Origin of the sequence: Maricaulis sp. D1M11 (genome assembly GCF_047308265.1) — a bacterium.
GTDB lineage: Bacteria > Pseudomonadota > Alphaproteobacteria > Caulobacterales > Maricaulaceae > Maricaulis.
In genome coordinates, this window is the sequence record NZ_JBKQWY010000001.1 from 453,509 (window position 1) to 477,315 (window position 23,807).

20 protein-coding genes are annotated in these 23,807 nt (G+C 60.6%); 6 read left to right on the forward strand and 14 right to left on the reverse strand.

The window, feature by feature from the left end:
• Positions 1 to 160: 160 nt before the first annotated feature.
• From RMQ97_RS02220 to RMQ97_RS02235, 4 genes are read right to left on the reverse strand one after another with little or no spacing between them, the layout of a single operon-like run.
• Entirely contained in the window at positions 161 to 616 is a 456-nt protein-coding gene (locus RMQ97_RS02220) for an RrF2 family transcriptional regulator (RefSeq protein ID WP_413659197.1), read from the reverse strand.
• The gene (locus RMQ97_RS02225; RefSeq protein WP_413659198.1) at positions 613 to 1,140 is read right to left on the reverse strand and encodes a hypothetical protein; all 528 of its coding nucleotides are present in this window, start codon (positions 1,138 to 1,140) and stop codon (positions 613 to 615) included. The genes RMQ97_RS02220 and RMQ97_RS02225 overlap by 4 nt, the downstream gene beginning before the upstream one ends.
• Positions 1,130 to 1,516 (reverse strand): group III truncated hemoglobin, encoded by a 387-nt coding sequence (locus RMQ97_RS02230; protein WP_413659199.1) that lies wholly within the window; start codon positions 1,514 to 1,516, stop codon positions 1,130 to 1,132. The genes RMQ97_RS02225 and RMQ97_RS02230 overlap by 11 nt, the downstream gene beginning before the upstream one ends.
• A complete protein-coding gene (locus RMQ97_RS02235) occupies positions 1,506 to 1,823 on the reverse strand; it encodes a DUF1971 domain-containing protein (RefSeq protein WP_413659200.1) in 318 nt (105 codons plus the stop codon). The genes RMQ97_RS02230 and RMQ97_RS02235 overlap by 11 nt, the downstream gene beginning before the upstream one ends.
• Positions 1,824 to 2,058: 235 nt before the next feature.
• On the opposite strand from RMQ97_RS02235, the gene RMQ97_RS02240 reads away from it, so the two are divergent.
• Positions 2,059 to 4,326, forward strand: coding sequence for a nitric-oxide reductase large subunit (locus tag RMQ97_RS02240; RefSeq protein ID WP_413659201.1), 2,268 nt, complete (start codon positions 2,059 to 2,061; stop codon positions 4,324 to 4,326).
• 93 nt (positions 4,327 to 4,419) lie between these two features.
• On the opposite strand, the gene RMQ97_RS02245 is transcribed toward RMQ97_RS02240, so the two are convergent.
• The 8 genes from RMQ97_RS02245 to RMQ97_RS02280 form a co-directional block, all read right to left on the reverse strand.
• Positions 4,420 to 5,595, reverse strand: a complete 1,176-nt coding sequence (locus RMQ97_RS02245; RefSeq protein WP_413659202.1) for a saccharopine dehydrogenase family protein — start codon at positions 5,593 to 5,595, stop codon at positions 4,420 to 4,422.
• Positions 5,596 to 5,670: 75 nt separating this feature from the next.
• On the reverse strand, positions 5,671 to 7,290 hold the full coding sequence (locus tag RMQ97_RS02250; RefSeq protein WP_413659203.1) for an NTP transferase domain-containing protein: 1,620 nt from the start codon (positions 7,288 to 7,290) through the stop codon (positions 5,671 to 5,673).
• A complete protein-coding gene (locus RMQ97_RS02255; RefSeq protein WP_413659204.1) occupies positions 7,280 to 8,242 on the reverse strand; it encodes an XdhC family protein in 963 nt (320 codons plus the stop codon). The genes RMQ97_RS02250 and RMQ97_RS02255 overlap by 11 nt, the downstream gene beginning before the upstream one ends.
• A gap of 24 nt (positions 8,243 to 8,266) precedes the next feature.
• On the reverse strand, positions 8,267 to 8,890 hold the full coding sequence (locus RMQ97_RS02260) for a hypothetical protein (protein ID WP_413659205.1): 624 nt from the start codon (positions 8,888 to 8,890) through the stop codon (positions 8,267 to 8,269).
• A 9-nt stretch (positions 8,891 to 8,899) separates the two neighbouring features.
• The gene (locus tag RMQ97_RS02265) at positions 8,900 to 11,110 is read right to left on the reverse strand and encodes a molybdopterin cofactor-binding domain-containing protein (RefSeq protein ID WP_413659206.1); all 2,211 of its coding nucleotides are present in this window, start codon (positions 11,108 to 11,110) and stop codon (positions 8,900 to 8,902) included.
• A gap of 3 nt (positions 11,111 to 11,113) precedes the next feature.
• A complete protein-coding gene (locus RMQ97_RS02270; protein WP_413659207.1) occupies positions 11,114 to 11,575 on the reverse strand; it encodes a (2Fe-2S)-binding protein in 462 nt (153 codons plus the stop codon).
• Between the two features lie 108 nt (positions 11,576 to 11,683).
• Positions 11,684 to 12,697, reverse strand: a complete 1,014-nt coding sequence (locus RMQ97_RS02275; protein ID WP_413659208.1) for an AraC family transcriptional regulator ligand-binding domain-containing protein — start codon at positions 12,695 to 12,697, stop codon at positions 11,684 to 11,686.
• 52 nt (positions 12,698 to 12,749) lie between these two features.
• Positions 12,750 to 13,574, reverse strand: a complete 825-nt coding sequence (locus RMQ97_RS02280) for an SDR family oxidoreductase (protein ID WP_413659209.1) — start codon at positions 13,572 to 13,574, stop codon at positions 12,750 to 12,752.
• A 367-nt stretch (positions 13,575 to 13,941) separates the two neighbouring features.
• Between RMQ97_RS02280 and RMQ97_RS02285 the strand changes: the two genes are divergently transcribed.
• The gene (locus RMQ97_RS02285) at positions 13,942 to 15,057 is read left to right on the forward strand and encodes an efflux RND transporter periplasmic adaptor subunit (RefSeq protein ID WP_413659210.1); all 1,116 of its coding nucleotides are present in this window, start codon (positions 13,942 to 13,944) and stop codon (positions 15,055 to 15,057) included.
• The gene (locus RMQ97_RS02290; protein ID WP_413659211.1) at positions 15,054 to 18,176 is read left to right on the forward strand and encodes an efflux RND transporter permease subunit; all 3,123 of its coding nucleotides are present in this window, start codon (positions 15,054 to 15,056) and stop codon (positions 18,174 to 18,176) included. Before RMQ97_RS02285 ends, RMQ97_RS02290 begins: the two co-directional genes overlap by 4 nt.
• Positions 18,177 to 18,191: 15 nt before the next feature.
• Here RMQ97_RS02290 and RMQ97_RS02295 read toward each other — a convergent pair whose 3' ends face one another.
• Positions 18,192 to 18,869, reverse strand: coding sequence for a tellurite resistance TerB family protein (locus RMQ97_RS02295; RefSeq protein WP_413659212.1), 678 nt, complete (start codon positions 18,867 to 18,869; stop codon positions 18,192 to 18,194).
• The gene (gene nhaA / locus RMQ97_RS02300; protein WP_413659213.1) at positions 18,862 to 20,100 is read right to left on the reverse strand and encodes a Na+/H+ antiporter NhaA; all 1,239 of its coding nucleotides are present in this window, start codon (positions 20,098 to 20,100) and stop codon (positions 18,862 to 18,864) included. Before nhaA ends, RMQ97_RS02295 begins: the two co-directional genes overlap by 8 nt.
• 379 nt (positions 20,101 to 20,479) lie before the next feature.
• Here nhaA and RMQ97_RS02305 point away from each other — a divergent pair, with 379 nt between their 5' ends.
• The 3 genes from RMQ97_RS02305 to RMQ97_RS02315 all read left to right on the forward strand — a co-directional run bounded on the left by RMQ97_RS02305 (position 20,480) and on the right by RMQ97_RS02315 (position 23,722).
• Entirely contained in the window at positions 20,480 to 21,394 is a 915-nt protein-coding gene (locus RMQ97_RS02305) for a LysR substrate-binding domain-containing protein (protein ID WP_413659214.1), read from the forward strand.
• A gap of 87 nt (positions 21,395 to 21,481) precedes the next feature.
• Entirely contained in the window at positions 21,482 to 21,793 is a 312-nt protein-coding gene (locus RMQ97_RS02310; protein ID WP_413659215.1) for a DUF4212 domain-containing protein, read from the forward strand.
• A 9-nt stretch (positions 21,794 to 21,802) separates the two neighbouring features.
• Positions 21,803 to 23,722: a sodium:solute symporter family protein gene (locus tag RMQ97_RS02315; protein ID WP_413659216.1), complete on the forward strand. Its 1,920-nt coding sequence runs from the start codon at positions 21,803 to 21,805 to the stop codon at positions 23,720 to 23,722.
• Positions 23,723 to 23,807: the final 85 nt, after the last annotated feature.

Here is a 23,807-nt window from a genome sequence, read left to right on the forward strand (position 1 = left end):
GGTTCACCGCATGCCGCAGGCACAGGCGGGTACGGGAAACATCCGTACCGGCAATCACGTCGCGGACTATTTGGGGGACGCCCGATATTACGCAAATAAATGAGGGCTATATCCGATATTCCCGTGACGAATATCGAAGGGCGCCACAGGTGGCCCAGGATTATTGTTCTGAAATTACAGGCGCTTCAGGCTCCAGCAGGGCTTTGAGGGTGTCGCGATTTGATATGAGATCTGCGATCGTATAGCGGTCGAGCACTGACAAAAATTGCCCCAGCGCCTCGCGCAGGACGAAGTTGAGCTGACAGGCGGGCGTGATACGGCACGTATTGCTGCCCGGTGAGAAGCACTCGACCAGATCGATATCACTTTCTGTCAGGCGGATGACCTGACCGACGCGGATCTTGCCTGCATCCCGGCCCAGTTTCAGGCCTCCGGAGCGACCCCGGGTCGACTCGACCAGTCCGGCGCGTGCCAGATCCTGCACGAGTTTCATCAGGTGATTGCGGGATATGTCATAGGCTTCGGCGATCTCGGCGATCGTGCTGCGTCGATCATCATGCACGGCCAAATACATCATCACTCTCAGGGCATAGTCGCTATAGGTGGTGAGTTTCATGATGACGTTCTCTCCCGGTGGGCGGAAAACGCGCGAATTTGCGCTGCAATGATCCCGCCCAGAGCCATGATTTTGGCGATCTCGAGCGTGGCATAAAGCATGTGATGCAGCGAAGACGGCTTGGGCGTGCCCGCTTGGACCGCAGAGACACGCTCGAACAGGGTGGGGAGCAGCCAGGTGGTATCAAGGATGAGTGTCGTGCCCAGCGCCATAACGGCGCAGCGAGCGAGACCTGATCGCAATGGCAAGACCAGGACCGCGAGCACCGCGAAAACACCCCACTCGATCCGGTTGAAGAGGGCGAACGTGACGCGCCCGACATCCAGCGCTGCGGCCAACTCCAGGCTCGGGGCCAGGAACTTGGCCGGGGTTGCTATCAGGCTGACACCCAGGACCAGACCTAGATAGAGCGTCGCGACGAGAAGCCGACTGAAAAGGCCGGCCTGTGTATGCACGAAGGCTTGAGAGACTGATCGGGCGTCGGGCTGTTCGGTCAAGATGTCGATCTCCGTGCTAGCGAGCATAAAGGACGCCTCGTAGATTGCTGCCCATGCGGTGAGCGGCAGACCGGAAGGTCAAGGCGGCATGACCTTCAGCCAGCTCGGCCACCGTTTCGTCCCAGACTGTGAGCCACAGGTCGAAATGCTCAGGACGTATGGTTTTGTGTCGCATATGTGCGACCGCCGGATTGCCTTTGAAGCGGCCGGTGCGCAACGTGATGCCGGACCAGAAATCGCACATCCGTGCGAGATGTGGATCCCATTCATCGCCGATCGCGTGGTTGAAAATGGGTCCCAGCACAGGATGTTCCCGGATGCGACCGTAAAATGTGTGGACCAGGTCTCTGATCAGCACTTCATCAATGGCGGCGCGGCGTGGGGGAAGGATTTCAGCTTGCATCGGTCAACGCCTCGCTCGTCTCGGTAAGTCGCAGGAAGTGAACACGAAATTCGACCGGCCCTTCCAGTTCCAGGTGGTGCCAGCGGGTGGGGGCGATGACCGCGCTCTGTCCGGCATTGATCCGATGGGTTTCCGGCACGTCTTCGTCCATCACGTAGTCGAGGTGTCCGGCATAGACATCCAGTCGCCCCCATACGCCGGCCTTGGTGTTGTGACGTGTGAGGAGCGCAGCGGGCACGCTTGTCTCGGTGAACAGGGGGGTCTGCGAATAGACGCGGGCCAGTTCGGGGAGTTCGGGCATAGGCATGATGGCCTCCTTTCCACCAAACATATATCCAAAATCCTTTTTAAAAGAAATGCACCTGCTACAATTTATCGCGGCGGAGCGCCTTTTGATCCTAGTTAGCGCTTTATTTCAGGCATTTATATTTCGGCTTCGGGTGAAGCCTAAGGCCCTCGGTTATTAAAAAGGTATCTAGAATATTGCATTAAGGAATATCGAGGCGTATCGGGGAGCCGTTTGAAACACAAAGGAGACCTTTATGACGTCCACTCGACGCTTGTGGGTGATCCTGGCCACCCTGGCCACGATTTCCTTCGGGGCGTTGCTCCTCATTGGCGCACAGATCGTGCGCGAGGCGCCGCCCATTCCGCTCCGGGTCGAAACCCCGGACGGACATGTCGTCTATACACATGATGATATCGAAACGGGCCGCCAGGTCTGGCGATCCATGGGCGGTATGCAGTTGGGATCCATCTGGGGTCATGGCGGCTATGTTGCGCCCGACTGGTCCGCAGACTGGCTGCACCGTGAAATCACCGCTCTGCAGACCCTATACGCGACTGACCTGGGCGCGATTGATTACGACACCGTTTCGGAGGACCAGCGGGCCATTGTCGATGCGCGTGTGCGAGCGATCATGCGGACCAATACCTATGACCCGCAAACCGAAACACTGACTGTCAGCCTGGAACGGGCGAGTGCGATAGCCCGGGTTGCAGATCATTATGTGGATCTGTTTGGCGATGCCCACGCCCTTGAGGGGTTAAGGGAGAGTTATGCGGTCGCCAATAATGCCGTCCCGGATCCGTCCCGGCGTGAGGCTTTGGCCGCCTTCTTCTTCTGGACGTCGTGGGCTGCAGCGACGGAACGGCCGGGGCAGGATATCACCTATACCTCGAACTGGCCGCACGAACCACGGATCGACAATGTCCCCACGCCGGGCGCCATCAGCTGGTCGCTGATCAGTATCGTTCTGCTGATTGCCGGGATCGGCGGGCTGGCATGGTATTACGCCGGTAGCCGTGAGGAAGCGCACCTTCCGGCTCCGGAAGCGGACCCGTTGGGAGCCGAGCGCCCCACCCCGTCCATGCTGGCCACCCGTAAATACTTTATCACGGCAGCGGCGCTGTTTCTCACACAGATCGTTCTGGGTGCCCTGACAGCCCACTACGCGATTGAGGGGCATGACTTCTACGGCATTGATATCGCGTCGTGGATACCCTACGCGGTGACACGCACCTGGCACACCCAGCTTGGAATTTTCTGGATCGCGACGGCCTGGGTGGGAACGGGGCTCTATGTGGCCCCGCTGATTGGTGGCGCAGAACCGCGCTGGCAGGCTCTGGGTGTCAATCTGCTATTTGGTGCCCTGCTTGTCGTGGTGATTGGAAGTTTCGCCGGTGAATGGTTGGCGGTGCAGCAGGTGCTGGATCTGAACATGAATCATTGGTTTGGCCACCAGGGATATGAATTCGTTGACCTGGGGCGCTTCTGGCAGATCCTCCTCTTTGTCGGACTGTTGATCTGGCTCGTCCTCGTTGCCCGCGCCCTGGCCCCGGCACTCAAGCGTCCGACCGAAGTACGGCCGCTGGTCATCATGACCTTGCTGTCCACGATTGCGATTGGTCTGTTCTACGGCGCCGGTCTGAACTGGGGAACCGATACACACCTCTCCATCGTCGAATATTGGCGCTGGTGGGTGGTCCATCTGTGGGTGGAGGGTTTCTTCGAGGTCTTCGCCACGACGGTGATCGCCCTGTTGTTCGTTCGGATCGGGCTTTTGCGCCCGGCACTGGCCAGTCAGGCAGTGTTGTTCGCCACGGTTGTCTTCCTGTTTGGCGGCATTCTGGGCACTTTGCATCACATCTATTTTGCGGGAACACCGCAGAGTGTGCTGGCGGTCGGGGCCTCGTTCTCCGCGCTTGAAGTGGTGCCGCTCAGCCTGATCGGTTTTGAAGCGATGGAGCACTACCGGCTGGGTAAACAAAAGCCCTGGATTGCGCGCTACCGGTGGGCGATCCTGTTCTTTGTCGCCGTGGCAGCATGGAATCTGATCGGTGCCGGAGTGTTCGGATTTCTCATCAATCCGCCCGTGGCCCTGTATTACCTGCAAGGCCTGAATACGACGCCGGTGCACGCTCACAGCGCACTTTTTGGTGTTTATGGCATGCTTGGCTTGGGGCTGATGATCTTCTGCGCCCGGGGTCTGGCCGCTGACCATCGCTGGGATGATCGTTGGCTGAAATACGGGTTCTGGAGTCTCAATATCGGATTGACGCTGATGATTGCCTTGTCGCTCCTGCCGTACGGTATGTTGCAGGTCTGGGCCAATCTTACGACGGGGTTCTGGTATGCCCGGTCCGCGGACTTCCTGGATCAGCCCATTTTCGACCTGCTGGTCTGGATGAGGGTGATCGGCGATGTGGTCTTCGCAGCCGGAGCTGTGGCGATTGCCGGCTTCATGGTGCGGCTGTGGATTCTGCCGAAACCGGACAGGAAACCGACAGCGGCCTTGCCTGCCGAATAATCCTGTGAAGAGAGCCGGACCTGGGGGTCCGGCTCTCATCTTTGGCTATACACGGTCTTTGGGTTCAACCGGGTCAGGTCCAACCAGGCGCGGTCAGTCCGCCGGGGACATGGAGAATGTCATGCCGGCATCCCGAGCCAGGCGCTTGATCAGGGGCTCGCCCATGGCTGGTGCGCTGGTCCAGACGCCGCCGGGCGTATCTTCCCGGTCCACATCCTGAACGAGGCAGAGTGCGCTTTCGGCAATCATTTTCGAGGTGCAGCCATAACCCGGATCCTTGTCGCCGGTGACGATGGCGGTGTGGCGTTTGCCGCTGGCATCCTCACCGGTGAACATTACGTCGAAATGGCCGGCTTCACGCTCCTCCTTGCTCGGACCTTCGCCGGGCTTGGGGGGATTGTCCGCCATGGAGCGATCCTTGGCGACATGATTGGCGATGGCCTCGCCCTGTTCGCCCGGTCCCGTCAGCAACATCTCGTCATAGACAAAGTCCTCGCCATAACGATGACCCAGGAGTGCGTTGGAGCGGTGCACATTCTTGGTGTTGATCGAGGCCATGATGAAGGGGGCCGACCACGATCCCAGATCGTCTTCATAGACCGGTTTGGATCCGCTGGGCTGTTTGGGCCCTTCAAAATCCGGAACAAGGCTGAACGGATCTTTCAGACGGGCAATCACCTCGGGTTCTTTGGCCGCGCGGGCCATGGTCTGGGCGAAACTGGCCGCGGTCCCGCCGGAGAATGTGCCCTTCATCTTGCGAACGCGGCCCTTGACCCGCGAGAGGGGTTGTCCGGTCTGGGCGATCACGGCCTGCTGCAGATAAAACACGCCCAGGTCAAAGGGGATGGAATCAAAGCCGCATGACAGCACGATCCGGGCTCCGCTGGCCTGGGCGGCGTCATCATAGGTCTGGATGATGTCATGCATCCAGGCGGGTTCGCCGCACAGATCGACATAATCGGTTCCGGCCACCACACAGGCCTTCACCAGCGGCTCACCATAACTTTGATAGGGGCCCACAGTGGTGATGACTGCCCTGGTCTGTTCTGCCAGACGCGCCAGGCTCCCGGCGTCAGCACTGTCAGCGACCAGAAGCGGTGTGTCCTCGGGCGCACCGATTTCGTCGCGCACAGCCGCCAGCTTGTCTGCCGAGCGTCCGGCCATGGCCCAGGCGACATCACCATGCTGGTTGGCCAGGTATTCCGCGACCAGGCGTCCGGTAAAGCCCGTCGCTCCGAAAACAACGACATCGTAAGTCCGGTTTTCCATTTTTCTCCCCATATTTATGTTTGTCTTTATCGACCGTTTTGGGCCGCCATCATGGACGCGGGACAAGGGGCCTGTCTATGGACGTCTCTGCGCCTCATAGGCTGACCAGGCTTCCGGCGTATCGAGATCGAGCGTGGCGGCATAACCCTCGATCCGGACAAGGCAAGTTTGCTCGCGATGGCGGCGGATCAAGGCCTGTGCGCCGCTATCGCCTTCCAGACCACGCAAACTCTCGAAGAAACGCCGGTCGAACAGAGTCGGGTGTCCGCCTTGTCCGTCTTGATCAACAGCCCGGAAAATCCCCTTGTCAGGCGTTTGGCGATAGGCATCCACGACCTCGTTGATGGCTGCCATACTCATTTGAGGCAGGTCGGCCGGAAGGATCAGCACGGCCTCGGCAGTATCGGGCAAATCGGCCAGGCCGGCGCGAATAGAGCCCGCAATGCCTTCGAGGTGAAGCCGGGTATCGATCCGACGCCAGTTCTCAAGCCCATTCAATGCCGCGCGGCGTGCCGTGTGACCATCGGGCAAAACAACGTGGACATGGTCTGCCGCACTGCACAGGGCTGTTTGCACGCTCCGTCGCAGCAGGGGTGTGCCATCGATGGGACGCAAAAGCTTGTCCTCGCCCTGCATGCGCCGGGACGCCCCGGCCGCCAGAACAATCAGATGGACACAGGCCTGGCGGCGGTCGACGGTTCCACGATTGAGCCGGGGTATGGCCCGGTCCGGATTCTCCTTGATGAGCCCACCGACACCCAGTCCCGCCATGTAGGAGGGTGTGACCGGCAGGTCGGCCGCGAGCCGTGCGAGGATACGATCGGCACCATTGGGCGCGGGAGAACGAACACAGCCTGGCAAGCCGACCACATCGTGTCCCTCTCGGGTCTGACCCAGCACCAGGAGATTGCCCGGATCGACAGGCAGGCCGAAGCGCGTCACCGACCCGCCTGCCGCGGTGAGCGCAGCGGGAATTGTATCGCGCCGATCACTTGTCGCGCTGCCGCCCAGAACAAGAATGAGGTCGGCGTCAGCCTGCGTGAGCGCGTCACGCAGGGCGCCGGTCTCATGCGGCAGGGTTTCGACGCCATTGAGTGACAAATCCCATCGGGCCAGTCGCGCCTCGATTTGAGTACGGGCCTTGGTGAGCAGAGAGGATTTGAGCCCCGGAGTTTCAGTTAGTATGAGCTGGATGGAGCGGTCGCGAAACCGAGAAAGGCGCAAACCGGGGGAGCGCGCGTGGGAGACCGCCGTATCGATCAGAGACCGGGGCAGGCCATAAGGGATGATCTTGATACTGGCGGCCAGTTCGCCCGTCTGCAGCACGGCGTCGTTCTCTCGCGTGGCGAGGCTGATACCCTCATCCAGCGCGTTGATCGCGTGAACCGTGTCCGCTTGGATCTGGAGAAGGCCGGGATGTTCGGCCATCAAATTGACCCGGCCATTGATGGGCGGCGTGGCGTTCAAGCCTGACCCTGACAGTGCCCGGGCCAGTGTTGTGGCGGCGTCAGCCTCTCCCATATCTGTTTGTGACAGCCGCGCGATGGTGACCGTGTTTTGCCCCGCGTCCAGCAGGGCGTTCACATCGTCCGCTTCGAGCACATGACCCTTGAGCCATCGGCGATCTCCCAGACGCAGGCTGTGCGCCAGAATACCGCCCTCGGCCTCGCGCGTCGGGCAGGTCCTAAACTCCATGGGATGCTCGTTTGGAATGCAGGATGGCTGTCAGTTCAGCCGCGATCGAGAGGGCAATTTCCGGAGCGCTTTTCGCACCGATGTCGAGGCCCACGGGCGCGTGAATCCGATCGATCTCATCCTCTGTCCGGCCCGCAGCCTTGAGGCGCTCGACCCGTTTTGCGTGTGTGCGTCTGGATCCCAGGCACCCGATATAGCAGGCCGGGCTGTCGAGTACGCCAAGTAGGGCCTCGTCGTCGAAATCGGCATTATGGGTCAGGGTGATCACTGCCGTCCGACTATCGATTTCAACTTCTTGGAGCGCGGCCTCCGGCCAGGCATTGATCAGGCGTTCTCCGGGAAACCGTTCCGTCGTGGCAAAGGCCGCACGTGGATCGATAATCACGCTCTCATGTCCCAGACTGCGCAAGAGCGGCGCCAGGTGCTGGGTGATATGAACCGCGCCAATAATGACCACCCGCAGGGCGGGCAGAAGGCTGAGCGTGAAGGTCTTGCCATCAATGCCTGTTGCAGGGAGCGGAGCGCCGGTCTTGAGCGTGCGTGTCCAGTTCTCAAGGTCCACCTGATACGCCACCGGCGTGCGGCTGCGGCGGGCAGAGAGCAGTTGTTCAATATCCGTCGAGGCGGGGCCTGAACCGGTATCGAGAGGTTCGACAAGGACCTTGATCGTCCCGCCACACGCCAGGCCGGCGGCGAAGGCGGATGCGTCGGAGACACCGAATTCCATTAGGCGACATTGACCATCGTCCAGACTGTCCAGAGCGCCGGTGATTACATCGGCTTCCACACATCCCCCGGAGATCGAGCCGGCAAACTGCCCGTCAGCGGCCACGGCCAGGTGGGCGCCCACCGGCTGGGGCGCCGATCCCCAGGTTTCGACAACCGTGGCCAGGGCCGCCGGTGTCCCGGCAGCCCTATAGGCGAGGAGTTCGGACAGAATATCGCCCGGCATTGTCATTCGGCTAGACCGGTTCGATCAGCCAGCCGGACAGGGCGCGCCGGCGGCACCCCAGGTCCGCACAAAACTGGCCAGTTCGGAAGCGGAGTACGGGGCCGGTTCGCGGCCGGGACCTGGATTCCAGCCCCACAAGACAAGCGCGTCGAATTCAACATGATGGGCAAGATCCTCGATCGAGCGGAAACCGTTCCGTTCGGGATCCTTGACCTGTTCGCAGATCTCCTGCGAGGTTTTTTCCCACCAGACGAACTCCACCGGAGCCAGCATCCAGACCTCTGCGCCGGGTGGACCGTGCAGGACTTGCGCGTTCTCGGTGGCATGGCAGGTGGTGCAGGTGATGCTCTCCACACCGAACCGGCTGTCATCACCATTCACGAACATGCCGTGATTGCGCGGTTCATCGCCGTAATGCGGTCCGGACCAGCGGGGGATGTTGTCCTCGCCCACATGGCAATTGGCGCAGCGCGGGTGCGAGAAGACTTCGTGGATCTGGTTCCAGGCGCTCAGACCGTCTTCCAGGGAGACCTGGCTTGCGACCGGCTCGGGAGCAACATGGTCATCCTGGGCCAGCGCCGGGGCGGCCAGTGTCGGAAGGGCGAGGGCAAGCGTGGCTGTGAGAGCCAGAGAGGCAAGGGCTTTCATGACCATCTCCTAGACGAAGGCAATATGCTTGTTGAACGGCATTTCGCGCAGGCGCTGGCCGGTCGCTGCAAAAATGGCATTGGCCAGGGCGGGCGCGGCCGGTGGTACCGGTGGTTCACCAATGCCCGAGACGCGTTCGCCGTTTTCCAGCCCCCGAACCTCGATAGGCGGGCATTGATAGAGCCGCATGCCTTCGTGGGCGTGGTAATTGCCTTGCTGAGCGATGCCGTCCTCATAGGTGATTTCGCAATTCATAGCGTGACCCAGCCCCCAGACGACACCGCCTTTGACCAGATTGTCGAAATTGACCGGATCGACCACCCGGCCCACATCGGCCGCAACATAGACGGCGTCGAGCTTGATGCCGGCGGGGGTGCGTGTCACCTCGACGACTTCCGCGACCGGGGTGCTGAAGGACCGGCAGAAGGCGACACCACGCCCTCGGTCCGGTCCAAGATCACTGCCCCAGTCCGACATCTCGCCCACGGCTTCGAGAACCTGTCGGGCGACCGGATCATTGATCAGACGCAGCCGTTCTTCCAACGGGTCCAGACCGGCTTCGACAATCAATTCATCCAGGAAGCCTTCATGGAAGAAGGAATTGGACGAGGCTCCAACCGAGCGCCAGGAACTGATGGGCGCCAGGGGCGGCGCGATATAGCCCCGCACGCGGTAGTCGGCCAGGCCATAGGGCTGGTCTGCCGCGCCCGCGATGACCTGGGTGTCGGGAATGGACAGGTTTGAGCCCAGACGACCGAACTGGCTGGCCATGACGGAGGGCGCGGAAATCGCCATGTCGAAGGCTTCAACACCGGTTTCGTTGTAACTGCCCTGCAGGCGGCTCATCGCAATCTGGCGCGGGAAGTCATGGGTCATGTCTTCTTCGCGGCTATAGGTCAGCTTGACCGGCGTGCCGCGCTGGCTGAGTGCAACCTCGATAGCGAGGATCATCTGCTCGTGCTCCAGCCGATGGCCGAAACTACCGCCTACCATCTGCACATGCAGGTGGATCTGCTCCATGGGATAACCCGAGACACGCTCGATGATCTGCTCGGCAAAACGTGGCATCTGGGTGCAGGTCCACACATCAAGCCGATCATCCGAGGCAAGCACGACCGCGCTGAGCGGTTCGAGCGGGGCGTGGGCCACATAAGGCGCCCGGTATTCTGCCGCCAGCTGATGGGGTGAGGCCGCGATGACTTGGTCGACATCGCCGTCCTCGCGTTTGGGGCCGAGCAGATTGTCTTCCACAAAAGCGTTGGACAGGGTCTCCCAGTGCTCGTCCATGGTGGCGGGAAAGGAGGCGGGTCCCCAATCCACGTCGACGGCCTCGGCAGCCTTCATGGCCCGCCAGGTATTGTCGGCAATGGCCGCAACGCCTCCGGTGACCGGGACGATATCGACGACGCCGCGCATGGAGCGAGCCTGTGTAGCATCGAAGCTGTTCATGGCTCCGCCCTGGTGCGGGTTCAGCTGAACGGCGGCGTGCAGCATGTTTTCAAACTGCAGGTCGATGCCATAGGTCAGCGTGCCGGTGGATTTGGCGACGATATCCAGCCGCTCCATCGTCTTGCCGACCATGCGCCATTGTGACGGATCACGCAGTTCGACAGAGTTGACGGGGCTTATCTGGCTCGCCGCTTCTGCCAGCTGGGTATAGGGAATGGAGGTTCCATCAGGCAGATGGACAGCGCCATTGGACGTTGTCAGCTCGCTCACGCGAACCCCGGCCTCGCGGGCGGCGGCTTTTTTCAGTGTTTCACGGGCAACAGCCCCGGCCTTGCGCAGTTTTTCGTAGGAATCCGGAACACTCGACGAGCCCCCCGTACCCTGCAGGCCCATCATCTTGGTGGCGACGCTCATGACGGTTCTCATCATGGCGTTGGGCGCTTCTGCGGCAAATGCGGTGTTGTAGTAGGCCGGTGCAGGAACGCCTGGCGAGACATCAAACTGACCGAATTCGATGTCGAGTTCTTCTGCAATTAAGGCAGCCTGCATGGAATAGGCGCCTTGGCCCAAATCGGTGTGCGGCGTGATCAGCGTGACGCCCTCGTGGGTGATTTTCACCCAGGGGGTCAGCGCGGCCTCACCCTCGGCAAGCTGGGCGTCCAGCGGATTGGGATGAGGTTTGGTGATGCTGTAATAACCAAAAGCGACCCCGCCTGCGACAGCAACAGATCCGACCAGCAGGGCACGACGCGTAATTTTTCCTCCAGCCATGATCTAGCCCTCCCGCAGTTTGGCGGCTGCCAGGTGCACGGCTTCACGAATACGCGGGAAGGTTCCGCACCGGCAGAGATTGGCGGACAAAGCCCGATCGATGGCGTCATCGGTCGGTTCGGGATTGAGCTCGAGGAAGGCCGCCGCCGCCATGATCTGGCCGGACTGGCAATAGCCGCACTGGGCGACCTGCTTCTCGATCCAGGCTTCCTGCACTACGTGCAGCGCATCGGGTGTACCGAGTCCCTCGATCGTTGTGACGTCGCCGCCATCGGCCTGGTGAGCGCGGATGGAGCAAGAGCGCACCGGCATGCCGTCGAGATGGACCGTGCAGGCCCCGCATTGTGCTACGCCGCATCCATACTTCGGACCGGTGATGCCCATTTCATCCCTGAGGACCCACAGAAGGGGCATGTCGTCCTCGACATCCACTTCTCGCTCGACACCGTTCACACGTAAACGCATGGACACTTCCCTCCAGCTTGAATTCGCCCGAGAGGAAGAATAGCGAGCCCTCCCGTGGTGGCATAATCATATTACGCCAATCTTGTTCGTGATGATTGCTGCGCCGCGTCAGGCGTAGCGAGCCTGGTCATTGGCCGGACTATCGCCATTGCGCACGCGATCCGGTGTGGAACCTGTCCATTCCGAGAAGGCCCGGAAGAAGGAGTTGGGTTCCACATATCCCAGAAGATAGGAGATATCCGCCGTCGTATTGTCGGTGTGGCGCAGATAATGGAGCGCCAGATCGCGCCGCAAATCCCGCAGCACATTGTTGAAATTTGTGTCTTCGGCGGAGAGCCGACGTTGCAGCGTGCGGCTGCTCATGCCCAGCGATCGGGCGATCTCGTGAATGGAGACCTGGCCGCCCGGAAGGTTTTCGGCGAGGGAGGTCCGGACCCGATCCACAATACTGGTATCCGCGCTGAGGTCGGACATGCGCTGGATCAGTTCGGCTTCAAACAATTCCCACATCACCTCGTCGGCTGTCAGGAAGGGGCGCCGCGCATCGATCGCGTCAAATACCAGCGAGGTCCTGTCCGACTTGCTTAGCGGGCATTGGAAATAGTCTTCATAGACCGCTGTGTTTGTCGGCAGGACTTCAAGTTCCACCCGTTTGGGGCGGATCGGCTGGCGGGTGGCCAGGCGCGCGACCTGGGTCAGAAAGACCAGTTCCATGAGAAGAAAGCCAGCCGGGGGCGGTGTTTCACGGGGCAGGCCCTTGAGTGCGATCTGTGTGTGAGTGGCCTGGATATCGATATCCAGACACAGGGGGCCGACCAGGGGTTTGTACTGGCTCAGACGGAAAAGAGCCGTGTTCATGTCCTTGCTGGACAGGCAAGCGAGAATGGGCGTGGACAGCATTTCGACGCGTAGAGCGTCGGCCATTGCGATGGGAATATGGATCTCGCCACTCAACTCGCCCACCGCTTCCCAGTATCGGTAATACTCGGCCACAGAGAGTGTGGGCCGTTTTCTGGCCATCAGGTCAAGCGGCAGGCCCGCACGGCGGAGAACAGCCATGGGGTCGACGCCGAGATCGCTCAACAACAAGCCCCATCGCGGATCAATGGCAAATTGCTTCATGTCTTTTCTCTCCTGCCGCGTTCGCTGCCAGTCCTTGTGCACCGGATCTGTCTTACAGGCCCAGCTGGCTCTTGAGGCCACCGATAAAATCGTCGTCAGACAGGGCCTTGCGATTGTCGAGCAATTCGACCGCATCAGCACCCGCGCGATAGCGTAGCGTGGTCGTGCCATCGGTGACGGCCGTCCAGATAACATCTGCGACCACTTCCGGTGCAGAACTCCGGCTGGTGTCATCGGCAGCGCCTCCCCAAGTGGAGAATAGGGCGTTGACGACAGGCTGGTAGGCCTCGAGCGTCTCGTCATTCTGGAAGTCGAAGGAGCGGCCACCAAAATCGGTCCGGATCATGCCGGGCTCAACGATTTTTATCTTGATGCCGGCGGCTTCGAGCTCGTAGTGGAGGGCTTCAGACAGGCCTTCCACAGCGAATTTCGTACCGTGATAAAGCGTGCCGAGGGGGAAGGTCATCTGGCCGCCGATCGAGGAGATGTTCACGATTGTGCCTGAAGCCCGGGCCCGCATGTGGGGCAGAACGGATTTGGTGACGGCCAACAGGCCGATGACATTGGTGTCGAACTGTCGACGAATGCGCTCCATGGAGAAAGCCTCGAGCGGCCCATAGGCGCCGTAGCCCGCATTGTTGAGCAAAACATCGATCGCCCCGAAACGCTCGAGCCCGGCAGAGATGGCGCTGTCGATGGAGGCTTGGTCCAGGACATCGAGGCGGGTCACGAGCACATTGTCGAGCGCGGCCAGATCTGAGCCGGCGTCGGGATTGCGCATGGTCGCAATGACATTCCAGCCCTGGGCCTGGAAGTGCAGTGCGGTGGCCTTGCCGATACCTGTTGATGCACCGGTGATGAGAATGGTCTGCGTCATGAAATCTCTCCTGCAAGGGGCCGACCTCACTGACAGGGACAGGGGGACGCCAGTGAGGTCGGTCTTTCAAGGTGGGAACCTTGTGGGCTTTACATGCCCATCCAGGTCCGACGTCTCAATTGCACTTTGTGCCAATATGCTATCGCTTCCCGCCAACGGTCGCGAATTTCGACTCTTTCGGAATTGTAATGCAGATGCGTGCATTGGAAATGAGGACCACGGGAACCGCGTAGCGCTTTATTTTTACGCAAATCTGTGAAAAGCGCTGGATCAGACATCGGGCCTGGTCGCGGGAATGTGATCCGCCAGGCTTATCCAACTTGATATGCCATCGCCGCGCGCCATATGCGCCGCGAGGAGAATTTTGATGCGTCGTGCCGGTTTTTTGATTGTTGTTGGCCTGGTCTTTGCGGCCATGACGGCTTTGGTTGTGGTGCGGGCGGTTCAGCCGGAAGAGGCCCGTCGCGGTTTCGCCGGACGGCAAACCCCCGTCGCTGTTTATGATATCGAAACCCATGAGTTTGCGGATATTGTTGAGGCCTTGGGCACAGCCCGCGCCGATGAAACCGTGACCATTACAGCACGCGATTCCGACACGATTTCCCGCATTGATTTTGAGTCCGGCGATCAAGTCGAAGCGGGAACTATTCTCGCCGAGCTGACAGATCGCGAAGAAGCGGCCAGCCTGGCTGAGGCCCGCGCGACATGGCGCGAAGCCCAGCGCGAATATGAGCGGGCGGTCGATCTGCTGGAACGCGGTGTGTCCACCCGCCAGCGTCTGGATGAAGCCAGCTCGACGGTTGAGAGAGCACGGGCGCGTGTCAATTCCATCGAAGCCCGATTGGCGGACCGGATTATCCGCGCACCCTTTTCCGGTGTGATCGGTCTGCGCGAGGTCAGCGTGGGACAACTGGTCCGCCCGGGTGATGCGATTGCCAGCCTGGACGACACACGGATTATCAAGCTCGACTTCACTGTGCCTGAGCGTTTTCTGGCGGCATTGCAACCGGGTTTGACGATAGCGGCGCGAACCTCCGCCTATCCTGATCGGGTGTTTGAAGGTGCGATTACCCAGATCAACAGCCGCATCGACCCGATCACCCGCGCCGTGACCGTGCGGGCAGAGATCGACAATGAAAGCGGCCGTCTTTTGCCCGGACAATTGATGACGGTAGAAATCCGTCGCGATGAACGCCTGCGCCCGGCGGTGCCAGGGTCTGCCATTACTCGTTATCTGGACCAGGCCTTCGTGTTTGTTGTCGACGAGACAGACGAGGGTGCCAGCGTCCGCCAGGTGGAGGTCGAGCTGGGCACGGCGTCCGGTGACATGGTGGAAATTGTCCGGGGTGTTGGCCTGGGCGATGTGGTCGTCAGTGAAGGGACCCACCGCATCCGTGACCGGATGCCGGTCGTCGTGACCGAACGCATGGCGCCACGCCGCGTGGGCACGGGTGCAGCGATCAGCACGGCGAGCCAGCAATGACCCTTTCCGAGATTGCCGTACGCCGCCCGGTCCTGGCCTTTGTGATCAGCGCCCTGATTGTCGTTTTCGGCGTGCTGGGCCTCCGGGACCTGCCGCTGCGTGAACTGCCCGACGTGGATCAGCCCATCGTATCCGTTTCAGCCTCCTATCCGGGAGCCAATGCGGAGGTGGTTGAAAACCGGGTCACCCAGATCATCGAGGACCAACTGTCCGGTATTGATGGTATTGATACGATCAGCTCCTCTTCACGGGACGGAACCTCGCGCATCTCCGTAACCTTCACCCTGGAGCGTGACATCGAAGCCGCTGCAAATGATGTCCGGGATGCCGTATCACGCATCATCGATCGTTTGCCGCCGGATGTGGATGACGTTGAAGTGCGCAAGCAGGACGGCGATGCCCGTCCGTTCATGTGGTATTCCCTCATGTCGGATCGCATGACGTCCGAAGAATTGTCCGATTATGCTGCCCGCGTTCTGGTTGACCGGTTCAGTGTGATTGACGGCGTGGCCAGCGTGCGCATCGGCGGTGAGCGACGTTATGCTGTGCGTGTCTGGCTGAACCCGCAGGCCATGGCCGCGCGGGGTATCACGGTCGCTGATATCGAACAGGCCCTGCGGACCCAGAATGTCGAAGTGCCCGGCGGGTCTGTCGAAACCTCCGATACGCAAATTGTTGTCCGGGTGGAGCGTCTGTTCTCCGATCCTGAGAGTTTTGCCCGCTTGCCTGTTGGCAACAGTCAGGACGGACACGTCATTCGTCTTGGCGAGGTGGCGGATGTGTCCCGCGAGGCCGAGGAGCCCCGAACCCTGTTCCGAGGAAATGGCGACAACATGATCGGCCTGGGATTTGTGCGTCAGAGCCAGGCCAATTCTGTCGCTGTGGCGGATGCGATCAGCGAACAGGCCGACCGGATGCGCCCCTCCCTGCCCGAAGGCATGCAGTTGATTGTCGCGTCCGACGACACCGTGTTCATCGAGGAATCCATTCGGGAGGTCTGGCGCACCCTCGCTGTGGCAGCGACGCTTGTCGTGCTGGTGATCTATCTTTTCCTGGGCAGTATTCGGGCTGCGATCATTCCCGCGGCGGTGGTGCCGGTGTGTCTGATCGGCGTCTTTGCCGCCCTGTCGGCAGCTGGATTTTCGATCAATATCCTCACCCTGCTGGCGCTCGTTCTGGCGATTGGCCTGGTGGTGGATGATTCCATCGTGGTCCTGGAAAATATTCAGCGCCGAATGGATCTTGGCGAAGGTCCGGCCCTGGCCGCATTGCGCGGTGGCGGGCAGGTGTTCTTTGCTGTGATTGCAACGACGGCGGTTCTTGTCGCAGTGTTTGTACCGCTCGTTTTCCTGCCCGGCTTCATCGGCCGGATCTTTACGGAACTGTCTTTGACCATCGCCGCAGCCGTGGTTTTGTCCAGCTTTGTCGCCCTGACCCTGTCGCCGATGATGGCTTCAAAACTGCTCAAGCCCACCGGTCAGGCGCGCGGGCCCGCCCGATGGGTGGATCTGGTGGTGACACGTTTGCGCAACAGCTATGCCGACAGCCTGGCCATCGCAGTGAAAATGCCCTGGATGATCCTGCCCATGATTGTCGTGGCGATGGGCGGGTCAGCCTATCTGCTGGGCCGATTGCCCTCCGAACTGACACCGCCGGAAGATCGCGGCTCATTCTTCGGATTCTTCTCCGGTCCGCAGGGGGCAAGCTTCGACTACATGGCCGAACAGGCCACCGAGGTGGAAGACATCGTTCTAGATTATGTTGAAGCGGGTGAGCTACGCCGGGCGCTGGTCATCTCTCCGGGATTTGGTGGAGGCGGGACGGCATCAGGTATTGTCATTGGCACGATGATTCACTGGGATGACCGGCGGCCGGGCGGCGAGCTTCTCGGAGAGATTAATGGCCGGTTTGGCCAGCTGACCGGTGTGCGGGCCTTTGCCTCGATGCGCTCGTCCATTAGCGGCGGCGGTGGCGGCGACGACATCCAGTTTGTGTTGCAAGGACCCGATTATGCCAGTCTGGATGCGGAGGCCGAGCGATTGCTGGCCGCCATTCGCCAGGACAACCCGAATTTGATGCGGGCTCGCAAAGATTATCAGCCCAATAGCCCCCGGCTGGTGGTCGATATTGATCGCGAACGCGCTGCCGCTTTGGGCGTATCCGTCTCCGAGATCGGTCAGACCTTGCAAACCCATCTGGGATCTCGGCGGGTCGGGCAGTTCATCGAACGCGGTGAGGCCTATAACGTCATTCTGGAAAACCGACGCGAAGAGCGCATGAACAGCCAGGATCTGGAGACCCTCTATGTGCAGGGAGCCGGAAACCAACTGATCCCGCTCTCCAACCTGGTTTCAGTGCGACAGGTCGGTGAAGCAGCGACGCGCAATCGTGTCGACCGGCAGCGTTCGGTGACGGTGTCTGCGACGATTGCTGAGGGCTATACCCTCGGTGAGGCGGTCGCCTGGCTGGATGACTGGGCCGTGCGCGAGCTGGCGCCGGGCATGACAACCACGTACCTGGGCGGCGCAAAGGAATTTCTGGAAGCCAATTCCGCCCTGCTCTTTGCCTTCGGCATGGCGCTTTTGATTGTTTTCCTGGTCCTGGCGGCCCAGTTTGAAAGCCTGATCCAGCCGCTTGTGATCATGCTCACTGTGCCATTGGCCGTGGCGGGCGGATTGTTCGGTCTCGAAATGCTCGGCTCCAGTCTCAATATCTATTCCCAGATCGGCCTTGTCATTCTGATCGGGCTGGCCGCAAAAAATGGTATCCTGATCGTGGAGTTTGCCAATCAACTCCGTGAGGAGGGGCGGGACCTGGCCCAGGCGACCATCGAGGCCTCGGCGACACGTTTCCGCCCGATCCTGATGACCGGTCTGTCGACGGCCATTGGCGCGGCTCCCTTGATGATGGCGTCGGGGCCGGGAGCAGAAAGCCGGATCACAATTGGTGTCGTGATCTTTGCAGGGGTGAGCGTCGCCACGCTATTCACGCTGTTTGTCGTCCCGGTCGCCTATTCGGTTCTGGGTCGGTTCACGAAGACGCCCAATTGGATGTCGCGCAAGCTTCAATCCGAAGCCGAGGATGCCGGTGGCCAGCCGGTGGGCCAAGCCACCGACTGACCTTGAGCGGCGTCCTCAGGCGGGAGCCAGTCGGTCGGCGGCGGCACAGTCATGTAACCGGTCGACCAGCTCCGGATCCAGGCCGAGCCGGGCGGAGAGCATGCCAAGATAGGCCTGTTCCGCTCGACCGTGAACGTCAATGGCCACAAGCGACGCCGCGTAGACTTCCGCGGCCTCCTCCGGTGTCTGGACAGCGGCAACCAGGCCATCCAGATCCATGGGACCTGAGAGTTGTTCGGCGACAAAATTGCGGCTTTCCGCATCCAGTCCCAGCTCGAACATGCGCTCATGAATGCGCAACCGTTCAATCTCGGTGATCGCTCCATCCGCTTTGGCGGCTGTGATCATGGCACGCACGACCAGCCGGTCCAGCGTGTTTTGCGCCTCGGTCTGACCGGGTGCAGGCAGGAAAGCTGTTCCGGGTTTCGCGGCGTCATAATCCGGCGGTACCGGGCTCGCAGACGCCGGGGTAGGAGCCTGGCCACCCTGGCGACGGGAGATGGCATGATAAGCCAGCCCACCCAGTGCTGCGACCGCACCGTATTTGGCGGCCTTGCCCAGAAGCTTGCGCCCCGGTTTTCCGGTCAGCATGCCGGCAGCCAGGCCGGCGGCGGCAGCACCGCCTCCGACCATGGCCATATTGCGTGCGGGTTGTCCCTGCAGGGCTCCGAGTATTCCGTTCACATCAAGCATGGGTGCGGTCCTCATTCTTCCGAGCCGAGAAATTGGCCATGGCGGCTGCCGGGCGTGCCCGGTTTGCAGCCCGTTCTGGACGCACGGCAGGCTGGCGGGTCAGGAAGGCGATCGCCATGCCGGCCGAGGCCAGCGAGCCTGCGATCACACCCACACGGACCTGGTCCATCAGTCGTGCATCATCAAAGGCCAGACCACCGATGAACAGGCTCATGGTGAAACCCACACCGGTGAGACACGCCAATCCGTATAGCTGGGCCCAGCTGACACCGTCGGGACGTGGAGAGAGGCGTGTCTTCACGGCGATGATCATGGCGCCGAAGACGCCAATCTGCTTGCCGAAGAACAGGCCGGCGGCGATGCCAAGGGTCAACGGCGAGATCACATCCTCCAGGCTGAGACTGGTGAGGGTGATGCCGGAATTGGCAAAGGCGAAGATCGGCAGGATCAGGAAGGCGACATAGGGCTGGATGGCGTGTTCCAGCGTATCCAGCGGTCGCACGTCGCCCTTTTTCAGCGGTATGGCCATGGCCAAGAGGACGCCGGCGAGTGTGGCATGCAGGCCGGATTTGAGCACACACACCCACATGATGGCGCCCACCAGAAGATAGGGCAAAAGCCGTGTCATACCGGCCCGGTTCATCAGGATAAGACCGCTCAGACAGACCGCAGCGAGACCCAGAGAGACCATGGACAGGCTGTCGGAGTAAAACAGGGCGATGAGGGTGATCGCGCCGAGATCATCAATGATGGCAATGGCCAGCAACAGGATTTTGAGTGCAGCTGGGATGCGCGACCCCAACATCATCAAAATGCCCAGGGCGAAGGCAATATCTGTGGCAGCGGGGATGGCCCAGCCATTGATCGTGGCCGGAGAAGACTGGTTGATGGCCCAGAAGATCAATACCGGTCCGGCCATGCCACCCACGGCGGCAAGCAGGGGCAGGCTGGCCTTGCGCGGTGTGGAGAGCTCTCCCTCCAGGACTTCCTTTTTGATCTCCAGTCCGACAAGCAGGAAGAAGATCGCCATCAGACCATCATTGATCCAGAGCAGGGATGGTTTCTGGATAGAATACTCCCCCGCTCCGAGGGTCAGCGGGTGGGCAAAGATCGTGTCATACAGCGCGGCCAGAGGCGTATTGCTGATGATGAGGGCTGCTGCGGCGGCGGTCATCAGGACCAGGCCAGCCAGGATGTCCCGGTTCGCAGCTGCGGGCCGGTGTTCACTCATAGGAACCTTTCAGAGTCAAAAACAAGGGATCAAACAGTGACGGCCTGGCTGATCGCGCGCGGGGGGTGCTGGTCGATCAGTCCAGGCCGTGGAGGGTGAAGCGGGTTGAGAACAGTTAGAGGGGGCTGTTCTGCCGTGAGGTCTTCACCAGATAGATGTCCGCACGTCGGGCGAGGACGGCGGTGTGGTGGTTCTTCGCGCGCTCGGGAAAGCGGCAACATCCCGTGAGCCTGCGGGTACAGGGATAGCAGGCTCAGTCGCGGAACTCACCGTTTGGGGCCATTTCGTTTCTCCGTTGTCGTTCTTGATGATTTGACCCTATCGAGGCACGGTGATTAGATAAAATATAAACAAACAAAATCAGCCTTAGGAAAAAGCTATGAAGCCGACTCTGCGTCAGCTTGAGTATCTGGTCGCGATTGCAGAGACGGGACGGTTTTCCGAGGCGGCGCGGCGCATGAATGTCAGCCAGCCTTCCCTGTCAGCACAGGTCGCAGACGCGGAAGACCATCTGGGGGTGACAGTCTTCGAGCGGGGTCGGGCCGGTGCCATCCTCACGCCTGTGGGGGCTGATATCATTCGTCATGCCCGGGACGTGCTGCACCGTATGGATGACCTCAAATCTGTGGCGAAACACGGGGAAGGCCGTTTGTACGGTCGTATCCGGCTGGGTGTGCTGCCCACGATCGGACCCTATCTCCTGCCCCTGTGCTCCAAGGATTTGCACACACGTTTCCCCGACCTGCGACTGGTGATCCGGGATGAGGCCCCGATCGACCTGGCTCAGGGTCTGGAGGAAGGGCGTCTTGATGCGGTGATCTCGACCTGGGAGGAGCATCCAGGATATCAGGGCGTTCGGCTGTTTCAGGAGAGCCTGTCCATCGCCATTGCACCGGATGATCCGCTGGCGGACCAAGAGGGGCCTGTCGATCTTGGTGACCTGGCCGGCCGCGCGTTTTTGACTTTGGGTCTGGGCCATCGACTGACCCTGTTGGTGCAGCGTCTGGCGGAACAGGCGGGCGCTTATATTTCAACGGACTATCAAGGGACCTCTCTGGATGCGATCCGTCACATGGCGGCGTTGGGGGGCGGCGTGGCGGTGTTGCCGGAACTGTATCTGACGACCGAGGCTGCGCGTGATGACAGCCTGGCCTTTCGTCGGATCAACCATCCTGAAGCACGACGGGATATTGCGTTAATCTGGCGCGAAACCTCGCCGGTAGCGCTGCGCTTGCCAGAACTGGCCGATCAGCTGTCCAAGGCGGCGAAACATATCCTGGACGGCGCGTTCTAGACCAAAGTCGGCCTCCCCACGCGTGTCCTGAAGGTTCAGGATATGCGGCAGGCTGGAACAACCAGTCACACGTGGGAGGTATTCACAATGACGGATTTATCCGCATCCACGCCCGAGACGACACCGGATCATGACGTGTCGGCCCAGGCGGTTCGCGCTTACTGGCGCGAAAACCTGACCCTGATGGGGATACTGCTGGTGATCTGGTTCACCGTATCCTTCGGGTTCGGCATCCTGTTCCGTGATGTTTTGGACCAGGTCTCGATAGGCGGTGCACCGCTGGGATTCTGGTTTGCGCAACAAGGCTCGATTTTCGTCTTCGTCATCTTGATCTTTGTTTATTCCGTACGGATGGGCCAGATCGAGAAGAAGTACGGAATGAGCGACGAAAACGACTAGGAGGCTGTTATGGATCCGACTTTGATCTGGACGGCCACTTTCGTCATTTTGACGTTTGGCCTTTACATCGGCATTGCGGTCTGGGCCCGTGCCGGTTCAACCGACGAATTCTATGTGGCGGGCCATGATGTGCCGCCGCTGTTCAATGGCATGGCAACCGCCGCGGACTGGATGAGTGCGGCGTCCTTCCTGTCGATGGCGGGCATTATTGCCTTTGCGGGTTATGATGGCTCTGTCTATCTGATGGGATGGACCGGGGGATATGTGCTCCTTGCCCTTTTGCTCGCGCCCTATCTGCGCAAGTTCGGCAAGTTCACAGTGCCTGATTTTGTGGGGGATCGGTATTACAGCCAGGCTGCGCGTATCGTGGCCGTTATTTGTGCGCTGTTTATCTCGTTCACCTATATCGCCGGTCAGATGCGCGGCGTGGGCATCGCCTTTTCCAACTTCCTGCATGTGCCGATCGAGATCGGCGTGATTGTGGGGGCGATTATCGTGCTGTTCTACGCGGTGCTCGGCGGTATGCGCGGTATCACCTATACTCAGGTGGCCCAGTATTGCGTGCTGATTTTCGCCTTCATGGTGCCGGCCATTTTCCTGTCCTTGCAGATCACCGGCACGCCGATTCCGCAATTGGGTTTCATCGGCAATGCGCAGGACGGAACCCCGCTCTTGCTGAGTCTGGACCGAACCCTCGTGGATTTGGGCTTCCAGCCCTATACTGAGGGGATCAAGTCGAAGCTGGATGTGTTCGCCATCGCGCTGGCCCTGATGGTCGGAACGGCCGGACTGCCGCACGTGATCATCCGCTTCTTCACGGTGCCCAAGGCATCTGACGCGCGCAAGTCTGCGGGTTGGGCGTTGGTCTTCATCGCCGTGCTCTACACAACTGCGCCGGCGGTGGCGATCTTTGCCCGTTCCAACTTCATCGATACGGTCAATGAGAGCGTGTATTCCGAGGAGTATGCGGCGGGTGCCATCACCGCAGCCGAGCTGCCCGAGGATGCGACTCCGGCCTGGTTCTATAACTGGGAGAGCACGGGGCTGTTGGGCTTTACCGACAAGAACGGTGATGGCCGTATCCAGTATCGAGCCTCGGCAGACGAGAATGAGATGACCACGCTGGACCGCGATATCTTCGTGCTGGCAAATCCGGAAATCGGCAATCTGCCCGCCTGGGTGATTGGGCTTGTTGTCGCCGGTGGGCTTGCCGCAGCCCTGTCGACCGCGGCCGGCTTGTTGATGGTGATCTCGTCGGCTGTCTCCCATGATCTGTGCAAGAAGGTTCTCGCACCGAATATGTCGGAGAAGCAGGAATTGCTGGTGGCGCGGTCGGCGGCCGTGGCGGCGGTCCTGATCGCCATTCTGGCCGGCATTTATCCTCCGGGCTTCGTGGCGGCGGTTGTGGCCTTTGCCTTCGGGCTCGCGGCGGCCAGCTTCTTTCCGGCCATTTTCCTGGGCATTTTCTGGAAGCGAATGAACAAGGAAGGTGCTGTTTCGGGCATGACCGTGGGGCTGTTGACCACGGGCATGTACATCATCCACTTCAAGATCGGCTTCTCGTCGATGGTCGTGGGTGTGGTCGCGCTGATCCTGGCGATTGCGGGCTTTATCCTGTTCATCGGGACCCGCAACGAAGCGGGCAAGGGATCGGTCCTGGTTGCCGCCGGTGCAGGTCTTCTGGGTCTGGTCGGTCTGCTTGGTGTCGTGGGTATCCTGCCTGACATCGCCCGCGGCTCGGCGGACAACTGGTTCCTGGGCATCTCTCCGGAAGGCTTTGGCAGTGTGGGCATGTGCCTGAGCTTCCTGGTCTCAACCGTGGTGGCCCTGTCGACCAAGGCGCCGCCAGCCGAGGTTCAGGATCTGGTCGAGGAGATTCGTATCCCCTCCGTGCGGGCCCATCCCCCGCACCAGACTCCGGCTGAATAGATACCGAGTGATCGGATCGCAGACTGTCCCGGGATTTTCCCGGGGCAGTTTTTCTGCTTTGGTGATGTCATGACCGACACTCTCT